General features: G+C 28.3%; 14 protein-coding genes. 13 read left to right on the top strand and 1 reads right to left on the bottom strand.

Annotated features, from left to right (window positions below; all coding sequences use genetic code 11):
* Nucleotides 1-38 precede the first annotated feature (38 nt).
* Nucleotides 39-2,453 (top strand): HD domain-containing phosphohydrolase, encoded by a 2,415-nt coding sequence (locus tag T514_RS26065; protein ID WP_084284382.1) that lies wholly within the window; start codon nucleotides 39-41, stop codon nucleotides 2,451-2,453.
* A 157-nt stretch (nucleotides 2,454-2,610) separates the two neighbouring features.
* Here the strand turns inward: T514_RS26065 and T514_RS0106265 are convergent, their stop codons facing one another.
* Nucleotides 2,611-4,629: a methyl-accepting chemotaxis protein gene (locus tag T514_RS0106265; protein WP_051541893.1), complete on the bottom strand. Its 2,019-nt coding sequence runs from the start codon at nucleotides 4,627-4,629 to the stop codon at nucleotides 2,611-2,613.
* A 386-nt stretch (nucleotides 4,630-5,015) separates the two neighbouring features.
* On the opposite strand from T514_RS0106265, the gene sstT reads away from it, so the two are divergent.
* The 12 genes from sstT to T514_RS0106205 all read left to right on the top strand — a co-directional run bounded on the left by sstT (nucleotide 5,016) and on the right by T514_RS0106205 (nucleotide 19,789).
* Complete coding sequence (gene sstT / locus T514_RS0106260; RefSeq protein WP_027623998.1) at nucleotides 5,016-6,248, top strand: serine/threonine transporter SstT; 1,233 nt, start codon at nucleotides 5,016-5,018, stop codon at nucleotides 6,246-6,248.
* 201 nt (nucleotides 6,249-6,449) lie between these two features.
* Nucleotides 6,450-9,050 (top strand): polysaccharide deacetylase family protein, encoded by a 2,601-nt coding sequence (locus T514_RS0106255; RefSeq protein ID WP_027623997.1) that lies wholly within the window; start codon nucleotides 6,450-6,452, stop codon nucleotides 9,048-9,050.
* A gap of 29 nt (nucleotides 9,051-9,079) precedes the next feature.
* On the top strand, nucleotides 9,080-10,966 hold the full coding sequence (locus T514_RS0106250; RefSeq protein ID WP_027623996.1) for a glycosyltransferase family 2 protein: 1,887 nt from the start codon (nucleotides 9,080-9,082) through the stop codon (nucleotides 10,964-10,966).
* Entirely contained in the window at nucleotides 10,956-12,641 is a 1,686-nt protein-coding gene (locus T514_RS0106245) for a polysaccharide deacetylase family protein (RefSeq protein ID WP_027623995.1), read from the top strand. Before T514_RS0106250 ends, T514_RS0106245 begins: the two co-directional genes overlap by 11 nt.
* 15 nt (nucleotides 12,642-12,656) lie before the next feature.
* Nucleotides 12,657-13,712, top strand: coding sequence for a glycosyl hydrolase family 18 protein (locus T514_RS0106240; RefSeq protein ID WP_027623994.1), 1,056 nt, complete (start codon nucleotides 12,657-12,659; stop codon nucleotides 13,710-13,712).
* A 53-nt stretch (nucleotides 13,713-13,765) separates the two neighbouring features.
* Entirely contained in the window at nucleotides 13,766-14,458 is a 693-nt protein-coding gene (locus tag T514_RS0106235) for a response regulator transcription factor (RefSeq protein WP_027623993.1), read from the top strand.
* Between the two features lie 11 nt (nucleotides 14,459-14,469).
* Entirely contained in the window at nucleotides 14,470-15,723 is a 1,254-nt protein-coding gene (locus T514_RS0106230; protein WP_027623992.1) for a sensor histidine kinase, read from the top strand.
* Between the two features lie 213 nt (nucleotides 15,724-15,936).
* Complete coding sequence (locus T514_RS26060) at nucleotides 15,937-16,779, top strand: N-acetylmuramoyl-L-alanine amidase (RefSeq protein WP_027623991.1); 843 nt, start codon at nucleotides 15,937-15,939, stop codon at nucleotides 16,777-16,779.
* A 103-nt stretch (nucleotides 16,780-16,882) separates the two neighbouring features.
* Nucleotides 16,883-17,101: a hypothetical protein gene (locus T514_RS0106220; RefSeq protein ID WP_027623990.1), complete on the top strand. Its 219-nt coding sequence runs from the start codon at nucleotides 16,883-16,885 to the stop codon at nucleotides 17,099-17,101.
* Between the two features lie 301 nt (nucleotides 17,102-17,402).
* Complete coding sequence (locus T514_RS0106215; protein ID WP_027623989.1) at nucleotides 17,403-18,176, top strand: hypothetical protein; 774 nt, start codon at nucleotides 17,403-17,405, stop codon at nucleotides 18,174-18,176.
* A gap of 293 nt (nucleotides 18,177-18,469) precedes the next feature.
* Complete coding sequence (locus T514_RS23995; protein ID WP_034868339.1) at nucleotides 18,470-18,853, top strand: hypothetical protein; 384 nt, start codon at nucleotides 18,470-18,472, stop codon at nucleotides 18,851-18,853.
* 324 nt (nucleotides 18,854-19,177) lie between these two features.
* Nucleotides 19,178-19,789: a DUF3862 domain-containing protein gene (locus T514_RS0106205; RefSeq protein WP_027623988.1), complete on the top strand. Its 612-nt coding sequence runs from the start codon at nucleotides 19,178-19,180 to the stop codon at nucleotides 19,787-19,789.
* Nucleotides 19,790-20,055: the final 266 nt, after the last annotated feature.

The following is a 20,055-nucleotide window of genomic DNA, read 5'->3' as shown; positions in this document are numbered from 1 at the left end:
ATGTAGAAATATGTAAAATATGCGCGAGGAGAAAGTGTATGAGTAAAAGGATATATAAAGCTTTCATTATAGTATCTACTGTAATATTAATTTTTTTATTATGGAACAATTATACAAGAACCATTTTTATGGATAGCAAAGGAGATGTAAGTTATAATAAAGAATCTAGTTATAATTTGGTAAATAATGTTATGGAAAACTCAGGTAAAACCATAGTAATAGGTGCAGATAAGAATCGTGAGCCATATAGTTTTATGGATGAAAGTGGTAGCCCTACAGGTTTTAATGTAGAAGTTGTCAATGCAATAGGAAAAGTTATGGGATTTAATGTGAAAGTTAAATTAGGTGACTTTAATGAGATTAAAGATGACCTGGAGAAAGGTAAGATAGATGCTATAGTAGGTATGGCATATTGTGATGATATAGAAGAAAATTATGATTTTACAACAGGTTACACAGTAGCTAATACAGATGTTTTTACTAGAAATGACACAAATATAAAGGATATAAGTAATCTAAAAGGTGCAACTGTAGTAGTTAAAGCTAATGATATAGCCAAGGAGTATTTAGAAAAACAAAATCTCAATATTAAATTTATTGAAGTGCCTACAGTTGAAGAAGCTCTTAAACTTGTGGCCACAAAACAATATAATTATGCGGTGGCTTTAAGAATCAAAGGCCGATATTTAATAAAAAAAGAAAAATATTCAAATTTAAAGGATAATGGATTAGTTATTAGCCCTGTAAAATATTGTTTAGTTGCAAAAAAGGGAAATCATGATTTAATAGTAACCCTTAATGCTGGACTAAAAATACTTAAATACACAGGAAGATTTGATCAAATACATAATAAATGGTTAGGAGACTATGAAGAGAAAACCTTTTATAAGTTATTATTAGAACATATTCAGATAATAGCAATTTTTTTATTAATTATAGTTTTATTGATATTATGGAGCATCAGTCTTAAGATGAAGGTTGATACACGAACAAAGGAACTATTACAAGCAAATGAGGCTTTAAGTAAAAGTCAAAGGTCAATAGAAAAAGAGAAAGAATTATTGAAGATAACGCTGTTATCTGTTGGGGATGGCGTTATAGTTACAGATACAGATGGCAATATTACAATGTTTAATAAAGCAGCAGAAATGATAACAGGCTGGAAAGAAGAAGAAGCAAAATTATTAAATTTTGAAGATTTATTTAATATTATAGATGAGGATACAAAAGAAAAGTGTGATAATCCTGTAAAAAAAGCATTAGAAGGTATGGTATCACTAGAGCTAGTCCAATATAAAATATTAACTACAAAGAAAGGTAAGAAAAAAATCATTTCCTATAATGTTTCAGTTATAAAAGATAATGAGGAAAATATTAAGGGTGTGGTTTTAGTATTTAGGGATGTTACAACTGCAAGAAAAGATCGAAAGGAAATTGAATTTCTAAGTTACTGTGATCAGCTTACAGGATTACATAATAGAAGGTTTTTTGAAGAAGAGCTTGAAAGGCTAAATACTAAAGAAAATCTTCCGCTTACTATTTGCATGGCAGATGTTAATGGTCTAAAATTAATAAATGATTCTTTTGGACATGCGGCTGGTGATGAATTATTAAAAAAGGTTACAAATGTAATGATTAATGTTTGTGGTGATAATGGAACAATATCACGTATAGGAGGAGATGAGTTTGTAATATTGTTACCTAAAATAAATGCAGTAGGAGCAAATAGAATCCTTAAACGTATTTCAACGTTAGTTTCTAAAGAACAGGTGGTATCATTAAATCTTTCAATTTCTCTTGGATCTGCCACAAAGTATTATGAAGAAGAAGATGTATTTGAAGTGCTGAAAAAAGCAGAGGATTTCATGTATAAAAATAAACTTTTTGAAAGTCCAAGCATGAGAGGAAAAACAATTAATGCTATTATAAATACACTACATGAAAAAAATAAAAGAGAAGAGAGACATTCCTATAGGGTATCAGAGTATTGTGATCGTATAGGGAAAGTTATGGATTTACCTGATGGAGAAATACAAGAACTAAAAACAGCAGGACTTTTGCATGATATAGGTAAAATCGCCATAAATGAAAACATTTTAAATAAACCAGATAGGCTTACAAAAGAAGAGAAGGAAGAATTTAAACGTCATCCCGAAATAGGATATCGTATTTTGAGTTCTGTTAATGATATGGCGGAAATGGCAGAATATGTTCTGGCACATCATGAAAAATGGGATGGTACTGGCTATCCGAAAGGACTTAAAGGGGAGGAAATTCCATTAAAGGCAAGAATAATTGCAATAGCTGATGCTTATGATGCTATGACAAGTGATAGAACTTATAGAAGTGCTTTGCCAAAAGAGATAGCTATACAAGAACTTATAAATAATGCTGGTAGTCAATTTGATCCTGAAATTGTGAAAATATTTGTTGAAAAGGTAATAGGAAATTGATATTTAATTTATAGGATACAAAACTATATACTCTCTATAAATAAAAAAATCTAGTGAAAATGTTATTATTCAATAACAAACATTCACTAGATTTTTATTATGAGGAGATTAAATTTTAAACATATTTAGGTTATTATAAAAACTTTTATAGTTTTAGTTAATACTTAAATTTTGAAATATTTATCTGCATGTCTTCTGCTAGTTTTGCTAAAGATTCACTAGCATTAGCTAATTCAGAAATAGAAGAAGTTTGTTCTTCTACTGCAGCTACAGCTTCCTCTGTGCCTGCAGCATTTTCCTGAGAGATAGCAGATAGACTTTCAAGTACTGAAATAATTTCATCCTTTTTCGTTTCCATTTCATTTGCTGATTCATTTAGCACTTTAACCACTGATTTCATTTCGTCAATAGCTATTGCAATACCTTCAAATTTTGTAGTTGTGTTTTCTACATTTTTAGTTTGCTGCTCTGTGTTATTGCTCACTAATTTCATACTTTCAACTGCTTTTTCTGTTTGAATTGCCAATTCATTGATTACAGAAGCAATCTCGTCAGTAAAGTTATTAGATTGCTCTGCTAATTTTCTAATTTCATCTGCCACTACTGCAAAGCCTTTTCCAGACTCTCCTGCTCTAGCTGCTTCAATAGCTGCATTTAAAGCAAGCAGATTAGTTTGGGATGCAATATTTTTTATCATTTCACTAGCTTGTTCTATTTTTTCTGTACTTTTATTACTATCAATGATTACTTTATATACTTCTTGTGACAGCTTTTCACTGTGTAGGGTTTTTTCTACTAATTCATTTAAAGTAGTTAATCCTTCACTTTTTAAAAGGTCTACTTTTTCTATTGTATTATTTAAATTACTCATTATTTGTTGATTTCCTGATATTTTATCTCCAAGAATATTTACATTCATAGCTCCACTTTCTGTTTGCTTTGCTTGACTATCAGCAGAATTAGCCATTTCCTCTATAGTTTTAGTGATTTCATTTGCTGCTTCAGCGGTTTGTTGACTTGTAGAGGTAAGCTCCTCTGATGCTGAGGATACATGTTCTGCACTTTCTGAAGTTTTTTTAACGAAGTCTCTTAAATTTACAGTAATATTATGAAAAGCCTTTGATAATAGTCCAATTTCATCTTCTTTTTGTACTAATTCATTTGGTATATCTTCTGTAAAATCTAAATCGGACATTTTATGAGCATATCCTTCAAGCCTCTTAATAGGGTTTACTATAGCTTTTCCTATTATGAAGATTAATACTGCAATAATAATTCCACCTAATGCATAAGAAAGAATAACTAATTTTCTTATCATAGAAATTTTATCAGTAAATTCACTTTGATCTATTACTGCGGCTACAGACCATCCATTAGCTGATATAGGAGAATAGCCCACATATTTATTCACACCGTTATAAGAATATACACCAGTACCTTTCTTTTGTGCTACCATGTTTTGTCCAATTTCGCCCATAGCACCTTTTTCTTTTGTTATGTTGTTTTTTAAAACCATTTCTTTTACAGGATGATATACTAAGTCTCCTTTTTTACTTACTAGAAATACAAAGCCAGTTTTACCAATTTTATATTCATTCATAATATTAGGTAATTCATCAAGAAGTAAATCAACACCTACTGCGCCTAGACTAGTTCCTTTTTCATCATATATTACCTGTATAATGCTAAGAACTATTTTTCCTGTTACATTATCTACATAAGGCTCTGTATAAAGTACTTCCCCATGTTTTAATTGTAAAGCTTCTTTATACCAAGGCTTGTCTTTAATAATCCAGCTTGATGGGCAATTCCATTGATTTTGGGTAACTAAATAGCTAGCATTATCTAAAGCAACCCAAACCAAACCAAGATTTTTATCTATGTCTTTTGTTCGTTGTAAAGAATTTATTACATCTTTATATTGAGGATCGCTTTGAACTTTGTCCCTAGTTTTTACTCCTTTCATAAGTTTTATGATATCTCCATTAGTAGCTATTTCCTTTACCAAAAATTCATTCTTTTTGAAAAATTCGCTACTTTTATTAGAGGCTGATTTAGCTTCTGTTAAAAGGTTATCATAATTCATTTTAGTTACAATATCTTTTGTTTTTGACTCTAAAAACATACCAGAAGCTAAAAACACAATAAATAATGGGGTAAGGATATACACCATCATTTTCACAAAAATACTTTTTTGGATAATGTTTTTACTATTCAATGCTCTTCCTCCTTTAGATTTGACAAAAATATTATTTTTTACTGGATACTAGATAATTTACTACAAAATTTTTGAGTTATTTCCATTATATATGAAAAAATATGAAATTTAAATATTTTTTTGTATCATATACACTCGATTTCATAAAAACATTGAACTGACAGACGTGAAGATACTATAAAAAATAAATTACGACAATATTCGAAATTTTTCTTTTCACACGTTTAAATTTATGATAAACTAATTATCATCATACGGTTATTAGTGATAACCAGTCTGATATTTTAGCAAATCTAAGGTGGCTAGGCATTATTCTTATATTTTATCCAGGGGAGGAAAAAATTATGAAAGGTCTAATGAAAAAGTGGAATGAATTAAGTCTAGTAAAACAAATAATTGTAGGCTTGATTATTGGTATTATCTTGGCTGAAACAATTCCAAATCAAGCAAAACCAATTGTCATTGTAGGTTCTTTATTTGTAGGTGCTTTAAAAGGAGTTGCACCTATATTGGTATTTTTCTTAGTTATGTCGGCAATTGCTCAACATAAGACTGGTCATAAAACTAATATGAAATCTATCATTATACTATATCTTTTAGGAACATTTTTAGCTGGACTTTTAGCGGTTATTGCAAGTTTTATGTTTCCAGTAAAGTTAATACTTGCAACAGGGGCTGAAAATGTTACTGCTCCTGGCGGTGTTACAGAAGTTTTAAAAGCACTAATAATGAATGTTGTTGATAACCCAGTAAAAGCACTTTATAATGCTAATTATATCGGTATATTATCCTGGGCAATACTTCTTGGATTTGCTTTAAGAAGCGCTCCTGATTCTACCAAAACAATGATTTCTAATTTTTCAGATGCAGTATCTCAAATAGTTAAATGGGTTATAAATTTTGCACCAATAGGAATTATGGGTCTTGTATTTGATTCTATTGCTACAAATGGAATAAAGTCCTTACTTAGTTATGGACACCTACTTGTAGTTTTAATTGGTTGCATGATTTTTGTGGCCGTTGTTATTAATCCATTAATTGTATTTGCATGCATTCGTAAAAATCCATATCCACTTGTATTTAAGTGCTTAAAAGAAAGTGGAATTACAGCATTTTTTACACGTAGCTCAGCCGCAAACATTCCTGTAAACATGAGCTTATGTGAAAAATTAGGATTAGATAAGGATACTTATTCAGTGTCTATTCCATTAGGAGCTACTATTAACATGGCAGGAGCATCTGTTACTATTGCAGTGTTGACTCTTGCAGCAGTTAATACCCTTGGTATTCAAGTGGACATAGCTACAGCAATAATTCTTAGTGTACTTTCAGCTATCTGTGCTTGTGGTGCTTCTGGTGTTGCGGGTGGTTCACTATTACTTATACCTTTAGCATGTAGCTTATTTGGAATTCCAAATGATATTGCTATGAAGGTAGTTGGTGTAGGATTTATAGTAGGTGTTTTACAAGATTCTTGCGAAACAGCACTTAACTCATCTACAGATGTACTTTTTACAGCATCAGCAGAATTTGCAGAGTGGCGTAAAAATGGAAAAGAAATAGTTATTAATAAATAAATTAGAGTAAATTAGGGACAGTTAACAACTTTCAGACTTTTGGGTAAGTAATTTAAAGGAAAGTTGATGACTGTCCCTTTGTTTTGCTAAAATTAATATGGAAACATTTTTAGATTTACATAGAGTTGTTTAAAAGAAATACCATACTTAGGTCACTAGAAATGATTATTAATAATGAAAGTTACAATAGTGAGGTGAAATATGAAAAAAAAGTATATTATTATTGGGATTACAATTTTATTAGTAAGCATCTTTATAGGTACCCTTATATATAAAAATTATGATGTAGATACTACCTTAGGAGAAATAGTTATAAATAAAAAAAGTAACTATGATGCATCAAAGGAAATTAAACAGGCATTAAAGTCGTTAAATAATAGTAAAAAGGTAGATATTATAACAAATATTAATGCATCATCAAATGTAATATCATTATCATTTGAGGGAATTAGTAATAAAGATACTATGAATAAAATAATAGATACTTTGGATAAATACGGGATTAAGGCAACATTTTTTATTCCGGGAATTAAAGGGGCTGAGGATTCTAGCATAGTAAAAATGATACAAAAAGATGGACATGATATAGGAAGTGGAACTCTTTCTGGCAAGAAGAATATGGAGAAGTTATCTAAGGAGCAGTTAGTTACTGATTTTTGTAGTAGTAATAAGATTTTAAAATCTATAACTGGAAAAAATCCTACTTTAATAAAGTGTAATTCTACAGTTTATAATGACAATATATTAACTTCAGCTTATGCAGCAGGAAATAAACATATTGTTCATAGCAATCATTATTTAAGTTATCAAAGTTTTAAAGATTATGATGGAGCATATAAATATGTAAATAATTTAGAGAAAGGAACAATAATCTCTATAAAATTAGAAGGTGTTCTTGATAGCTTTGAATATGGAGAAAAAAGAGGAGAAGAAAAACCTGCAATAGATAAACAAGCTGGTATAAAGGATGATAATAATAAAGAGAAAGAAGAAGTTACTATTATACAAATAGTAGAATGGCTTTTAAAATCAATAAATGAGCAAAACAAAAGAGTTGTTAAAATATCTGAGATTCCAAATATTAAAAAATATGATGAATTAGAAAAAAGTAAAAATGAATTAAATAATACATATGTTAAGAACAATGGATATATTAACAATAATGGATACATAAAAAATACTACATATGATAAAAATAATATATTAGGGAAAATTGAAAATAAAAATTCTACAGATTTAATAAACTTTAAGAAATTAATAGAGAAAAACAATAAGAGACTTTCGCCCGTTGTTTCAGAATTTTATACTACCCAAAAGTCTTTAGCATATACATTTAGAGGCATAAGCAATAAAGTAAGTTTAGATAAAGTATTGGAAACACTACAAAAACTTAATGCTAAGGGAACATTCTTTGTAACAAAAGAAGAAATATTAAATTATCCAGATAAAATAAATAAAATATTAAGCAAGGGGCATGAAATTGGAAATGGTGGCATAACAACTAATTCTACTTTATTAAACAAATCAACGGAAGAAATTTGTAAAGAAATATATGAAGTAGATAAGTTATTAAGATCAAAAGGAATAATTACAAATGCATATATGGCGGGATATGGTTATGCAGATATTGAAATTGAAGAAGCTTTATCAGCAATGACTAATATGACTTCTTTTAAGAATTATGAATTATTTACTTATTCAAAGGCACCTATTATTAGTAGATATAAAAATATGAATGCTGAAAAAATTGTACCTAGTTATTTCACTAAAAATTCATATGTATCACTTAAAAAGGGAGAGATAGTTTATTTTAGATTAGATTCAGATTTGTTTAAGAGTGATGATGTTGTTGCTAATATAGTTGAACTGGTAACTAAAAATTATGTTCAAAATGGTTATGTTAGTAAGTACAATGAAAAATCGAAAGACTATGATTTAGCTCAAAAGCCATTAGGTTATTCCATAGTAACTTTAGGAAACTTACAAAAAACTATTGAGACTTCATCACAGTTTGGTAGATACAATATTATAAGAAATTCAATTTCTATGAAGGAAAGAACCTATGAAGATGCACTTGCAATGATGAAAACTAATTATATAGGTAACGAGTATATAGATTTAAGTGATTTTAGTGAAGAGGAAAAATCATATATTGATAAAAGTGGAACCATTAATACAAATGGTGAGAATGTTGTATTCTTTACCTTTGATGACTGGGGAGGAGACCCAATAATAAATGAAATATTAGATGTATTAAATAAACATAAAGTAAAGGCAACCTTCTTTGCAATATCAAAATATGCAGATATTAATAGCGGTATATCAAATGCTAACCCAAACCTACTTAGAACAATTGCTTTAAATGGCCATGATATTGGAAGTCATAATTATAATCATGAACTTTTGGGAACTAACAGGCAAGAACTTGAAGAGTCCTTAGTTAAATCTTATGACGTTATGGAAAGCATAATAGGTGATTTAGATTCCCTTAAACCATATTTTAGACCACCTACCTTACTTTTAAGAAAAGAAGGGTTAGCGGCTGTATATGAAAGCGGCTATAAATATACTATTAGTGGAAATATTACAACTCATGACTATGAAAGGACTTCTGCACAGGATATTGCTGATTACATAAAAGATGGACTAGCTAAAAATAAGGGGAACGTAATAGTAATGCATATGAATGACCAAGCTTATTACACTGCAGAAGCTTTGGACATATTCTTAACTAACAATGAAAATGGAGTGTATAAAGAAAAATATAAAATTAAAAAGCTAAGTGATTACTTAGAAAAGTAATGTTACATGGTAAATTAGGAGTTTGAAGTATGAAGTTTAAATACAAAAGATTAAAAAAGGATCAAAAAAGTTTTCAGGATATTCTTTTAAATCCACGTAGAGATAGAAGGATACTTGCCAATGTTCCAGATAAAGAAGCTATAAGAAATAGTATTGATCGTAGAGGGAAAAAGGTATTAGAAGATTACCATGGTGACCCTAATGCATTTATAAAAAGTAAAAAAGCTGGAATAAGATATATAATGGAAACTGATGTTAAGGTGATATGTAAAAGTGAAAAAAGCAACAGTATATTTAAAGTTAAATCTTTAGATATTTCTACTACGGGAATTTTATTAGAATTAAAAGATGAAAAGCAATTAGATATAATTAGCAATGCTAATAGTATTAAATTAGAATTTAAAATATTATCTGGTTCTATGCCAGAAGGATATGAAATGAATGTTAAAATTAAAGGAAATAAAGCTCGAGATTCTATTACAAAACAGGAAAAAATAATATGTGGTATAGAGTTTATTGAAAGCTTAGCACAGTATTCCAATAGGACAAAAGATAGGTATGTATTAGCTATATCTAGTTTATTATTATTATTTATAAGTATATTTATTATATTAATGCGTGCAGAAAGTATTATATACTTTAAGTTTAATAAATGGATATACTTGTATAGCATTATTGCAGCGGTATTTTTATTAAGTAGATATTTATTTGGTGCTTTGTACAAGCCTATGCCAATAGATGTTGATTATACACCAGGGGTTACAATTATTATTCCTTGTTTTAATGAAGAAGAGTGGATAGAAAGAACAATTTTAAGTTGTATCAATCAGGATTATCCAGTTGATAGTCTAGAAGTTATAGTTGTAGATGATTGTTATAATGATAATTCTGTAGAAAAAATTAAAGAGACAATAGATAAATTAAGTAATGAAGGGGAAAGATTTGATGTTCAAAATAGGATAAAGTATTTTGTTCAAGAAAAGAATTTAGGAAAAAGAGAGGCTCTTTGTAGAGGAGTTTTAAATGCAAAGCATGATTTAGTTGTATTTGTTGACTCAGATAGCTTCTTAGATCCTTTTGCAATAAGAAATCTAGTTCAGCCTTTTAAAGATCCTAAAATGGGCGGGGTATCAGGTAGAACAGATGTTGCTAATACTTATACAAATAATTTAACTAAAATGCAGTCTGTTAGATATTATATTGCTTTTAGAATTATGAAAGCAGCAGAAGCTTATTTTGATGCAGTTACATGTTTATCAGGACCACTATCCTGCTATAGAAAACAAATAATTATGAACAATATGAATGTATGGATAAATCAAAGATTTTTAGGACAAAAGGCAACCTTTGGGGATGATAGAGCTATGACTAATTTTGTGTTGAATGGACATAGAACCAGTTATCAAGATACAGCAGTTTGCTCTACTATTGTACCTAATAGATATAAGGTATTTCTTAAACAGCAAATGAGATGGAAAAGATCTTGGTTAAGAGAATCAATTATTGCAGGAAAGTTTATGTGGAAAAAGGAACCTTTTATGGCGGCTTTCTTTTATATGGGACTATTTGTTCCTATTGCTGCACCTGTAGTAGTTTCATATAACCTGGTTTATGTGCCAATTGTACATAATATATTTCCAACCACATTTCTTCTAGGGTTATTAATGATGGCATTAATGATGAGTTTTGCTCAAATGTTCTTTAGAAAAAGTACAACTTGGATTTTTGGAATGGTATTTTGTATTTTTTATGAGGGGGTATTACTTTGGCAAATGCCTATAGCATGGGTAACCTTTTGGAAATCAACTTGGGGTACAAGAATGACTCCAAGCGATATAGAGGCTCAAAGAAAAAAAGAGAAAAGAAAAGAGTGCAGTATATTAAGAAAAAAGGGGGAAAATATATATGAAAAATAAAGAGTTTTCTCCCCAAAGAAAAGATAGAATTAAGATAATAAGAGGTATGCTTCAAGGAATAATTTTACTTGTAATACTGAGGATTATTATAAGGGCCATATTTACATTTTCAGTATATAAACCTTATAACTCAGATATTGTTTCTAAAGACAGAAAGGGTGGATTTATTGCAGTGTCATATTTTGGTGTAGATAGAACCGGAGATGATACATTAATAAGTACTGAAGCGTTAGAAAAACAAATAAAAGCATTAAATGATAATGGATATGTAACAATAACTCAGAAAGATATACTAGATTATTATACAAAAGGCAAGGTTTTACCAGAAAAATCATTGTTTTTATTATTTGAGGATGGAAGAATAGATACAGCAATGTTTTCTCAAAAAATACTAGAAAAATATAATTATAAGGCCACCATGCTTACCTATGCAGATAAATTTGGGAAGAAAGACTCAAAGTTTTTAATGCCTAAAGATTTATTAAAATTAAAAGATAGTTCTTATTGGGAATTAGGAACTAATGGGTATAGACTAGAGTATATAAATGTTTTTGATAAGGATTCAAATTATTTAGGGAAATTAGATTCCATCCAGTTTTCAAAATTATCCTCTAAAATTAATAGAAAGTATAATCATTATTTAATGGATTACATTAGAGATGAGCAAGGCATTCCTATGGAAAGTTATGAAGAAATGAAACAGCGTATAAATAAGGATTACGAAATCTTATCAAATATATATAATAAAGAAGTAGGATATATGCCAACTTTATATGCCATAATGCATTCAAATACAGGAAAGTTTGGTACAAATGATAAGGTTAGTGAAGTAAATGAAAAGTGGATTAAAGATTTATTTAGTATGAATTTTAATAGGGAAGGATATTCATTAAATTTATCTAATAGTTCTATTTATGATTTAACTAGGGTTCAACCACAAGCATATTGGAGCACTAATCATTTATTAATGAGAATTTGGGATGATACTAAAAAAGACATTGGATTTGTTGTAGGAGATGAAGAAAAAGCTAGTAAATTCAAAGAAATAAAGGGACAAGCTGAATTTGTAGATGATAAAATTATATTAACATCATTACCAAAGGAAAAAGGGCTTATCAAACTGTTAAATAGTGAAAGTTATAAGGATATTAATATATCAGTAAGGTTAAAAGGAAATGTTATAGGTTGTCAATCTATATATTTAAGATGTAATGAAGATGGAAGCAATAGCATAGGTGTTCAACTTATTAATAATACAGTTAATGTTATTGAAAGTTCAAATGGAGATAAAAAAATTATATATTCTTTAAATTTAAATCCTAAAAATAAAGATGAAAAAATTGATATAAAGAAACCTGGAAATAAAAAAGTTTATATAACATTGATTGGTAAAAAGCTTACTTTAGCTATTGATGAAAAGAAAATAGTAGAAGACTTAAAAGTAAGTAATGAAAGTGAGGGAAGCATTTATCTGCAGTCTGCATGGGGGGAATATGGATACAGCCAAAGAAACATTGCAGATGATGTATATGATGGAATATTTCAAGGGCTTAAAGTAACTAATATAAATAATAAAGTGCTATATGATTCTTCATTAAAAGGAATGGAAGCCATAACTTATAACATCAAAAGTTCTTTTAACAAAATCGTGAATTGGTTTATTAAAAATCTATAGTTTAAGAGGTATTAAATGAGTAATAGTGTAAGAAAAAAATTGATTTTTACTGGATTAATAGTATTACTGATGACAATTATATATATAAGTGTTTTCTCAAAAGAAAATAATTCTAATAGCAAAGATAGTAATGTAGAGCTAAATAAAGAGGAAAAAATATTTGCAGAGAATATAAGTAATCTATCCGCTTGGGTGGTATATTGGGATTTAGACTCTCATAAAGAAATTAAAGTTTTAGATAAACAATTGAAGAATGTTTGTTATTTTGCGGCTAGTTTTAATTCTCATAATGAATTAGTTATGCCGGAAAAATTAATGGATTATTATAAGGAAACAAAAAACAATGATTATAATAAATATATAACTATTGTAAATGATAAAACAAATAGTGATGGAAGTTCTTTGTTAAAAGATACAAGTTTATTGAAAGTTTTACTAAGTAGTTCAGATTCAAGAGGTAAGCATATTAAAGACATTATAAACCTAGCAGTTAAAAATGACTTTGATGGTATAGAAATTGATTATGAAAGAATAAAAAGCGATATTAAGTTATGGGATAATTATATATTATTTATAAATGAACTATACAAAGAAGTTAAAAAGGAAGGGTTAAAATTAAGAGTTGTATTGGAACCCAACACACCTTTTGATAAGCTAAAGTTTAGTGAAGGACCAACCTATGTAATGATGTGCTACAATTTGCATGGAGGCTTTAGTGAGCCAGGAGAAAAAGCAAATCCTAAATTTATTAAAGGGCTAATAGAAAAAATGAGTAAAGTTCCAGGAAAGAAGGATTTTGCAATTGCCACTGGAGGATTTGACTGGGCATCTAATGGGAAAACTACTTCCGTTTCAGAAGTTGAAGCTAATAGTATATTAAAAAAATATGAGGCTAAAGTACAACGTGAGAATGAAAGTCAATGCTTGTTTTTTAATTATAAAGATGAAAACAATATAGAACATAACATATGGTATGGAGATAAGGTTACCTTGAATTCTTGGATGAAGGTAATAAAAGAAAAAGGATATGATATTAGTATTTGGAGATTAGGTGGGAATTTATTTAAATAGAATAATTAGGGAGATGTTTTGGTAGAATTAAAACTAGGTAAGGGGGAGAGTTTATGAACAACATATTGTTAGTTGAAGATGATAGTATATTAGCATATAGCGTTGAGTATACACTTAAGGGTGAGGGTTTCAATGTAAAGTGTGCAGATAGTGTAAAAAAAGCTAGAGATAGTTTTAAGGAAAATAATTTTGACTTAATAATTTTAGATGTAATGCTTCCAGATGGAAATGGATATGATTTTTGTAAAGAAATAAGAAAGGAATCGGAAATCCCCATAATCTTTTTAACTGCTTGTGATGAAGAGGCTAATGTGGTTATTGGATTAGATATAGGTGGGGATGATTATATTACTAAACCTTTTAGAATAAAAGAGCTGATATCAAGAATTAGAGCTATACTTAGACGAAATAGAAAGTTTTCAAAGGAATTAGATTTATTAATTTCTGGAGATATAAAAGTACAAACTTTACAAGGAAAAGTGCAAAAAAATGATGAAGAAATAATACTTACAGCATTAGAGTATAGATTACTTTTAATTTTTATAAAACATCCTAAGCAGATATTAAGTAGAAATATTATATTAGAGGAATTATGGGATGCTGAAGGTGAATTTGTAGATGATAATACCCTTTCAGTGTACATAAGAAGACTTAGAGAAAAAATTGAGGATAATGCAGGAGAGCCTAAATATATTATCACTCATAGGGGATTAGGATATAGATGGGGCTATGAAGTTAGTAAATAGGAGGCATTATTATGGATTCAATTTTAAAAAATCCTGAAACAAAGAGTATAGTTATAAAGCTTTTAGTATTTCAAGGCATATTTGCAGGAGTTATATATGTTTTTTTAAATTATCAGTTCAATAAATTAAATGAAAATATAGTAAATCAAAATTCAATGATAATTGGAAGCATATTATATGAGCATCCTGAATTAGAAGATAGCATTATAAAATATGTAACAAAAGAGGCTACAAAAGAACAGATAATTAAAGGAAAGGAAATATTAAAGCAGTATGGATACTATGAAAATATGAAGATAACTTCTCAACCATTACTTAAAAATTTTTATGCAAGCTTTCAGATAAGATATACTTTAGTATTTATATTAGCACTCATACCTTTAATTGGTATAGTTTTATTGGAGTATAAAAACATATTCCAAAAGGTAAAAAAGATATCTAACGCATCCGAAAAAGTTATAGAAGGGGATCATAGCTTAATACTAAGGGAAGATGAAGAAGGAGAGTTTGCAATATTAGCACATAATTTCAATTTAATGTCCAATAGACTTAAGTTAAGTTTGCATAAACTAAAAGAGGATAAAATTTTTCTAAAAAATATAATTTCAGATATATCTCATCAATTAAAAACTCCATTAACATCTCTATTCACAATTAATGAACTTTTATTAACTCATAAGGAAATGGAAGAAGAAGTAAGAACAGATTTCTTACAAAAAAGTGAATCTCAATTAAATAGAATGGAATGGTTAATTATAAATTTATTAAAAATAGCCAGACTAGAAGCTCAAGCCATAAGTTTCCAGAAGAAAAATGTTTTAGGAATAACTTTTATTCAAAAAGCTTTAACAAGCTTAAAGATTAAAAGTGATGAGAAGCATCAAAGGATAACGGTAAGTGGTGATGTGGATAATGTTTATTTTTATGTTGATGAGCAGTGGACAGTTGAAGCAGTATTAAACATTATAAAAAATTGCATTGAGCATACAAAAGAAGGGGGAGAGATAAAAATACATATTTCTGAAACTCCTTTGTTTAGTAGGATTTCAATTGAGGATAATGGAGAAGGCATAGATAAAAGGGACTTACCACATATATTCGAAAGATTTTATAAAGGAAGCAATTCTGTTAATGCAGAAAGTGTAGGTATTGGACTTGCTTTAACTAAGGTGATTATAGAAAGCCAAGGGGGAACTATATTGGTAAACAGTGAAAAGAGTGAAGGAAGTAAGTTTGATATTACATTTTTAAAAGGCATAATATAAAAAATGTATAAATTGAATAGATAATAGTGTTACCTAATAGCATAGTAGTATATATACTAAATATAAGAGGCAGTTTATTTAGTACAGAATTTTCAGATGTATTTATTCTAATAGTAGTTATTTAATTTGAATAGAGTTTAATCATACAGGCAATAAAGGAATATAACCAATAGATTCTGCCTTTTTTAAATTTAAATTAGGGGATGTTTTTTTATGTTACAAATAATAAGGCAAATATCTAGATATAATTATTCAAATGGAAATGATATTAAATATATAGTTATTCATGATACTGGAAACTATAAAGATACTGCTCAAAATAATTCGGACTATTTTTGTGGAGGAGATAGGAAATCTTCAGCACATTATTTTGTTGACGAAAATTCTATAATACAAGTTGTTGAAGATTTTAATGCTTCGTGGCATTGTGGTGATGGTAAAATGAGATATGGCATAGGAAATTATAATTCTATAGGAATAGAAATGTGCAATTCCGGCGGCTATATATCTGAAAAGACTATTAATAATACGGTAGATTTAGTTAAGTATTTAATGAAAAAGTATAATGTTTCAATTGAAAATGTTGTTAGGCATTATGATGCTAGTAGAAAAATTTGCCCATACAATATGTCAGCTAACAATTGGGCAAAGTGGAATGAATTTAAATCAAAATTAGTTGGAAATAATAGTTCAATTTCGTCACAGAGATTGTTAAAGTTAACATCACCTCTAATGTATGGAGAAGATATTAAGGAATTACAAAAAGATTTGGTTGCTATTGGATTTAAATTAAGTGTAGATGGTTATTATGGAGCAGCTACAATCAATGCTGTTAAAAAATTTCAAAGTCTACACGCATGGTTAGATGTAGATGGTATGGTAGGAGAAAAGACTAAAAAAGAAATTAAAGATGCTGTAGCTAAAACACTAAAAGAAGATACAAATAACAAGATCTATAAGATTCAAGTAGGAGCTTTCAAAAATAAAAATAATGCAGATGCTTTATTAAAAGATTTAAAAAATATAGGAATTGAAGGATTTGTAAAAGAAGAATAATTTTTGAGAGGTAGCTAAGAGAATTCTTGGCTACCTTTATTAGATATAGTGGAATATAATGGAAGTATCATTGTATATTAATGTTAATAAGGGGGAAAGAACATTGAATATAACTTTCATGAAAGTAGTTACATACTCATTATTTGGTATTATGTTTTATTTTAGTAACAAGGATTTTGAAAACTTCTATAAAAAAGAATATAATTTAGATTCAAATAAAAAGGAAATGATTAAATATATTCATAAATGTGAAGTTAGGGTAGGTATTATATTGTTTTTTATTATGGTAAATATAATTACTATTGCAATAAAACTTCCATAGATAAAAAAATAAATTCTAAAATGATATTGGGTAGTCTGGGATGACTACTTATTTTTTTATTTTTAGCAGTATTTTTAAGGCGCTTTAAATATACATAAGAGAGAATAAGAAGAAGTAAGTTATTATCTATTCATTTATATAAAAATAGTGATAGTAAAATTTCAATTTATACACCTTGAGAAAATAAAGTAAAAGTAATTTATTCAAACTTATTACAAAAAATGGAAGGAAAAATGCATTCTGCGTAGAAGACTATAGTGTAGGTCACTATGAATAAAATATTTAGAAGAGGTGTATTGTTATGAATAAAAAAATGAAACTTTTATCAACTATTACATGTGGAGTTATATTAAGTTCCAATCTAGCTTTTACAAATGTACAAGCTGCTACAATTGCAAAAAATAATATAAAATCAGAGATTAGTAAAAGATCCGTAATACCATCTAATCAAAAATTTTCGCTTTTTTGTAACTTTTCTATTGATACCAACGGCCCAATAGACCAAATAGAAAAATATATATATAAAAGTGGAGAGGAAGGAACACAACCTACAGCTGAAGGAATAAGAAATATACTAATTAATTGTGGAGTAAATAGAAACATTGCAAATAGTATTTCATTTAGCTTATTAGAATTAGCTATTAAAACTGGCGATAAATATTCTCAAAGTGTTTTCCCTGAGAACACTCTTACTAACCTTCAAGGTAACGAGGAAGAGAGGTTTTTAATTTTAAGTTGTGGAGATGGAACTTATAGTTTAGCAAGGGGAAGTCAATATGTTAAAAGTTATTCTCTATATGGAATTCTATCTACTAAGGATTTGTTAGCTATAAAAAAATATGATGAAGAACATCCTGTTTCTGAAGTTAAAAGACCATGGGATTGGTTGGAAGAAGCATTTATTAATACTGGTGTAATTAAAGATCCGGATATGGCTCATAAGCTTGTTAATAGTCCTCTTGTTAATATTAGCAATATGTATACACTTGAAGGGTTAATAAATCTAAATGAAAATCTGTATATTTTAATAGGAGATGACAATAAACATATAGTTATAACTCGTGAGCCAAGATAGGAATATTATACAATTATAGAGAACAAGAGAGTTTGGTTTAATCCAAGCTCTTTTGCTTTCTTTTAAAAGCAATTATTAAATTTCAATGGAAATGATATTAAATATATAGTTATTCATAATACTGGAAACTATAAAGATACTGCTAAGATAACACAGAATTTCTTTAATATATAAACTTTGGAATAGACGAAAATTTACAAAAAATTATCAAAAAGTTGAATTTTGACCATTTTTACTGTATAATCAATTAAAGTTAATAATTGTAATGTATATATAAGAATTGGAGGAGTTTCATGAAAATTAAACGTTCTAAAGCTTTATTAATTTCAGCAATATTAGGAACACTATATTCTTTATATCTTATATCACATTTTGCTAGTGAAATGTTTGGAAGTAAAGGTGGGGCAGAACTTGCAGGGGCTGCTTTAGCAACAGCGTTAGTTACACCACATATGATTTTAGTTGTATTAGCAACAATATTTAATTGGGTAGGATATTTTTCGAATAAAAGAGGTTTTGCACTTACAGGTGGTATCTTATATTCTGTAGGTGGAGTTGTTTTCATTATATATATTATGTTTGTCATTCCATCAATGGTATTAAGTTTTGTAGGATATGGAAAATTAAAAAATATAATAGAAATAAATAATACTAGTCAAGCTAGTAGTCAAGAATAATAAAATGCAAATACTTTACAGTTATAGCTAAGATTAATGTAGTAATGAATGATAAAAGCACTTATTTTATATAAGTGCTTTTATTAGGATCAAAAATGAGGCATGGATGAATCAATTAAGGATATAGATTACATTGTAGATGAAATAAATTAAGAGAGATAAATTTGCATGTAGCAGAAAAAGCCATTAAGGCAAATTTTTTTTATTTTATTCGCACTTAATTTTCTACTCTATCTGGTAAGAGAAGTGATAATCCCAAACTTTACAATATATTATAATTGTTGATATAATTACAATGTAAAATATTACAGGGAAGGTATACACATGGAAAAGCAAAAGAAACCTATCTACAGAAAATGGTGGTTCTGGCTAATAGTAATTGTTATAGTTGGAGGCATAGGAGCTAATGGTGTAAATAAGGATAAAGGTGACCAAGCAAAAGATACAAGTAAACCAACTACTGGTACTGCTCAAAAGAAAGAAAATAAGAAAGAAGATACAAAAGTAACATATGAAAATTTTATAAATGTTAAAATGGGAGCTAAATATGCAGATGTTGTAAAAATCTTAGGAGAAGGAAAAGAACTAAGCTCTTCCGAAGTATCAGGAATAAAAACTGCAATGTATTCATGGAATGGATCTGGAATAAGCAATATGAATGTTACTATTCAAAATGGAGTAGTAATTGGTAAAGGCCAAGTAGGACTTAAAGAAATGGATGCAAAAGTAACACTAGAAAAGTATAATAAAATTAAAGAAGGATCTACGTATGACCAGGTGAAAGCCATATTTGGGGATGGTCAAGTAATGTCTCAAACTAAAATAATGGATGAAGAATCTATAATATACAGTTGGATTAATAAAAATGGTGCAAATATGAACTGTACATTTTCTGGTGGAAAGTTAATGTTAAAGGCACAATTTAATTTAAAATAAAAAATAAACCCTGGTTAATTCCAGGGTTGTTTTTTATTTTGACGTGAAAAATATACTTCTATTTTATTCTTATTTTTTCTATGCTAAAATTAATAAAAATAGTATAAAATTAGGTATATCAATATCTGTTCTATTAAATGTATTTCAATTCTTATATACCTACCTTACTAAATAGTAAGATAAAAATCACCTTCCTGTAAGTTTTAAATTTTATAATGATAATAGAAACATATAACAAGCAAGAAATATGAAGTAATAGTATAAAA

It is taken from the genome of Clostridium lundense DSM 17049 (genome assembly GCF_000619945.1).
Lineage (GTDB): Bacteria > Bacillota > Clostridia > Clostridiales > Clostridiaceae > Clostridium_AO > Clostridium_AO lundense.
The sequence above is the reverse complement of the archived record's forward strand: the minus strand, read 5'-3'. Positions and strand labels throughout refer to the sequence as shown.

Coding starts and splice junctions, on each gene's coding strand:
- sstT (WP_027623998.1), top strand. CDS start 5,016: ATGAAAGGTCTAATGAAAAAGTGGAATGAATTAAGTCTAGTAAAACAA.
- T514_RS26060 (WP_027623991.1), top strand. CDS start 15,937: ATGTTACAAATAATAAGGCAAATATCTAGATATAATTATTCAAATGGA.
- T514_RS0106205 (WP_027623988.1), top strand. CDS start 19,178: ATGGAAAAGCAAAAGAAACCTATCTACAGAAAATGGTGGTTCTGGCTA.
- T514_RS0106215 (WP_027623989.1), top strand. CDS start 17,403: ATGAATAAAAAAATGAAACTTTTATCAACTATTACATGTGGAGTTATA.
- T514_RS0106265 (WP_051541893.1), bottom strand. CDS start 4,629: ATGATGGTGTATATCCTTACCCCATTATTTATTGTGTTTTTAGCTTCT.
- T514_RS23995 (WP_034868339.1), top strand. CDS start 18,470: ATGAAAATTAAACGTTCTAAAGCTTTATTAATTTCAGCAATATTAGGA.
- T514_RS0106245 (WP_027623995.1), top strand. CDS start 10,956: ATGAAAAATAAAGAGTTTTCTCCCCAAAGAAAAGATAGAATTAAGATA.
- T514_RS0106255 (WP_027623997.1), top strand. CDS start 6,450: ATGAAAAAAAAGTATATTATTATTGGGATTACAATTTTATTAGTAAGC.
- T514_RS0106230 (WP_027623992.1), top strand. CDS start 14,470: ATGGATTCAATTTTAAAAAATCCTGAAACAAAGAGTATAGTTATAAAG.
- T514_RS0106235 (WP_027623993.1), top strand. CDS start 13,766: ATGAACAACATATTGTTAGTTGAAGATGATAGTATATTAGCATATAGC.
- T514_RS26065 (WP_084284382.1), top strand. CDS start 39: ATGAGTAAAAGGATATATAAAGCTTTCATTATAGTATCTACTGTAATA.
- T514_RS0106250 (WP_027623996.1), top strand. CDS start 9,080: ATGAAGTTTAAATACAAAAGATTAAAAAAGGATCAAAAAAGTTTTCAG.
- T514_RS0106240 (WP_027623994.1), top strand. CDS start 12,657: ATGAGTAATAGTGTAAGAAAAAAATTGATTTTTACTGGATTAATAGTA.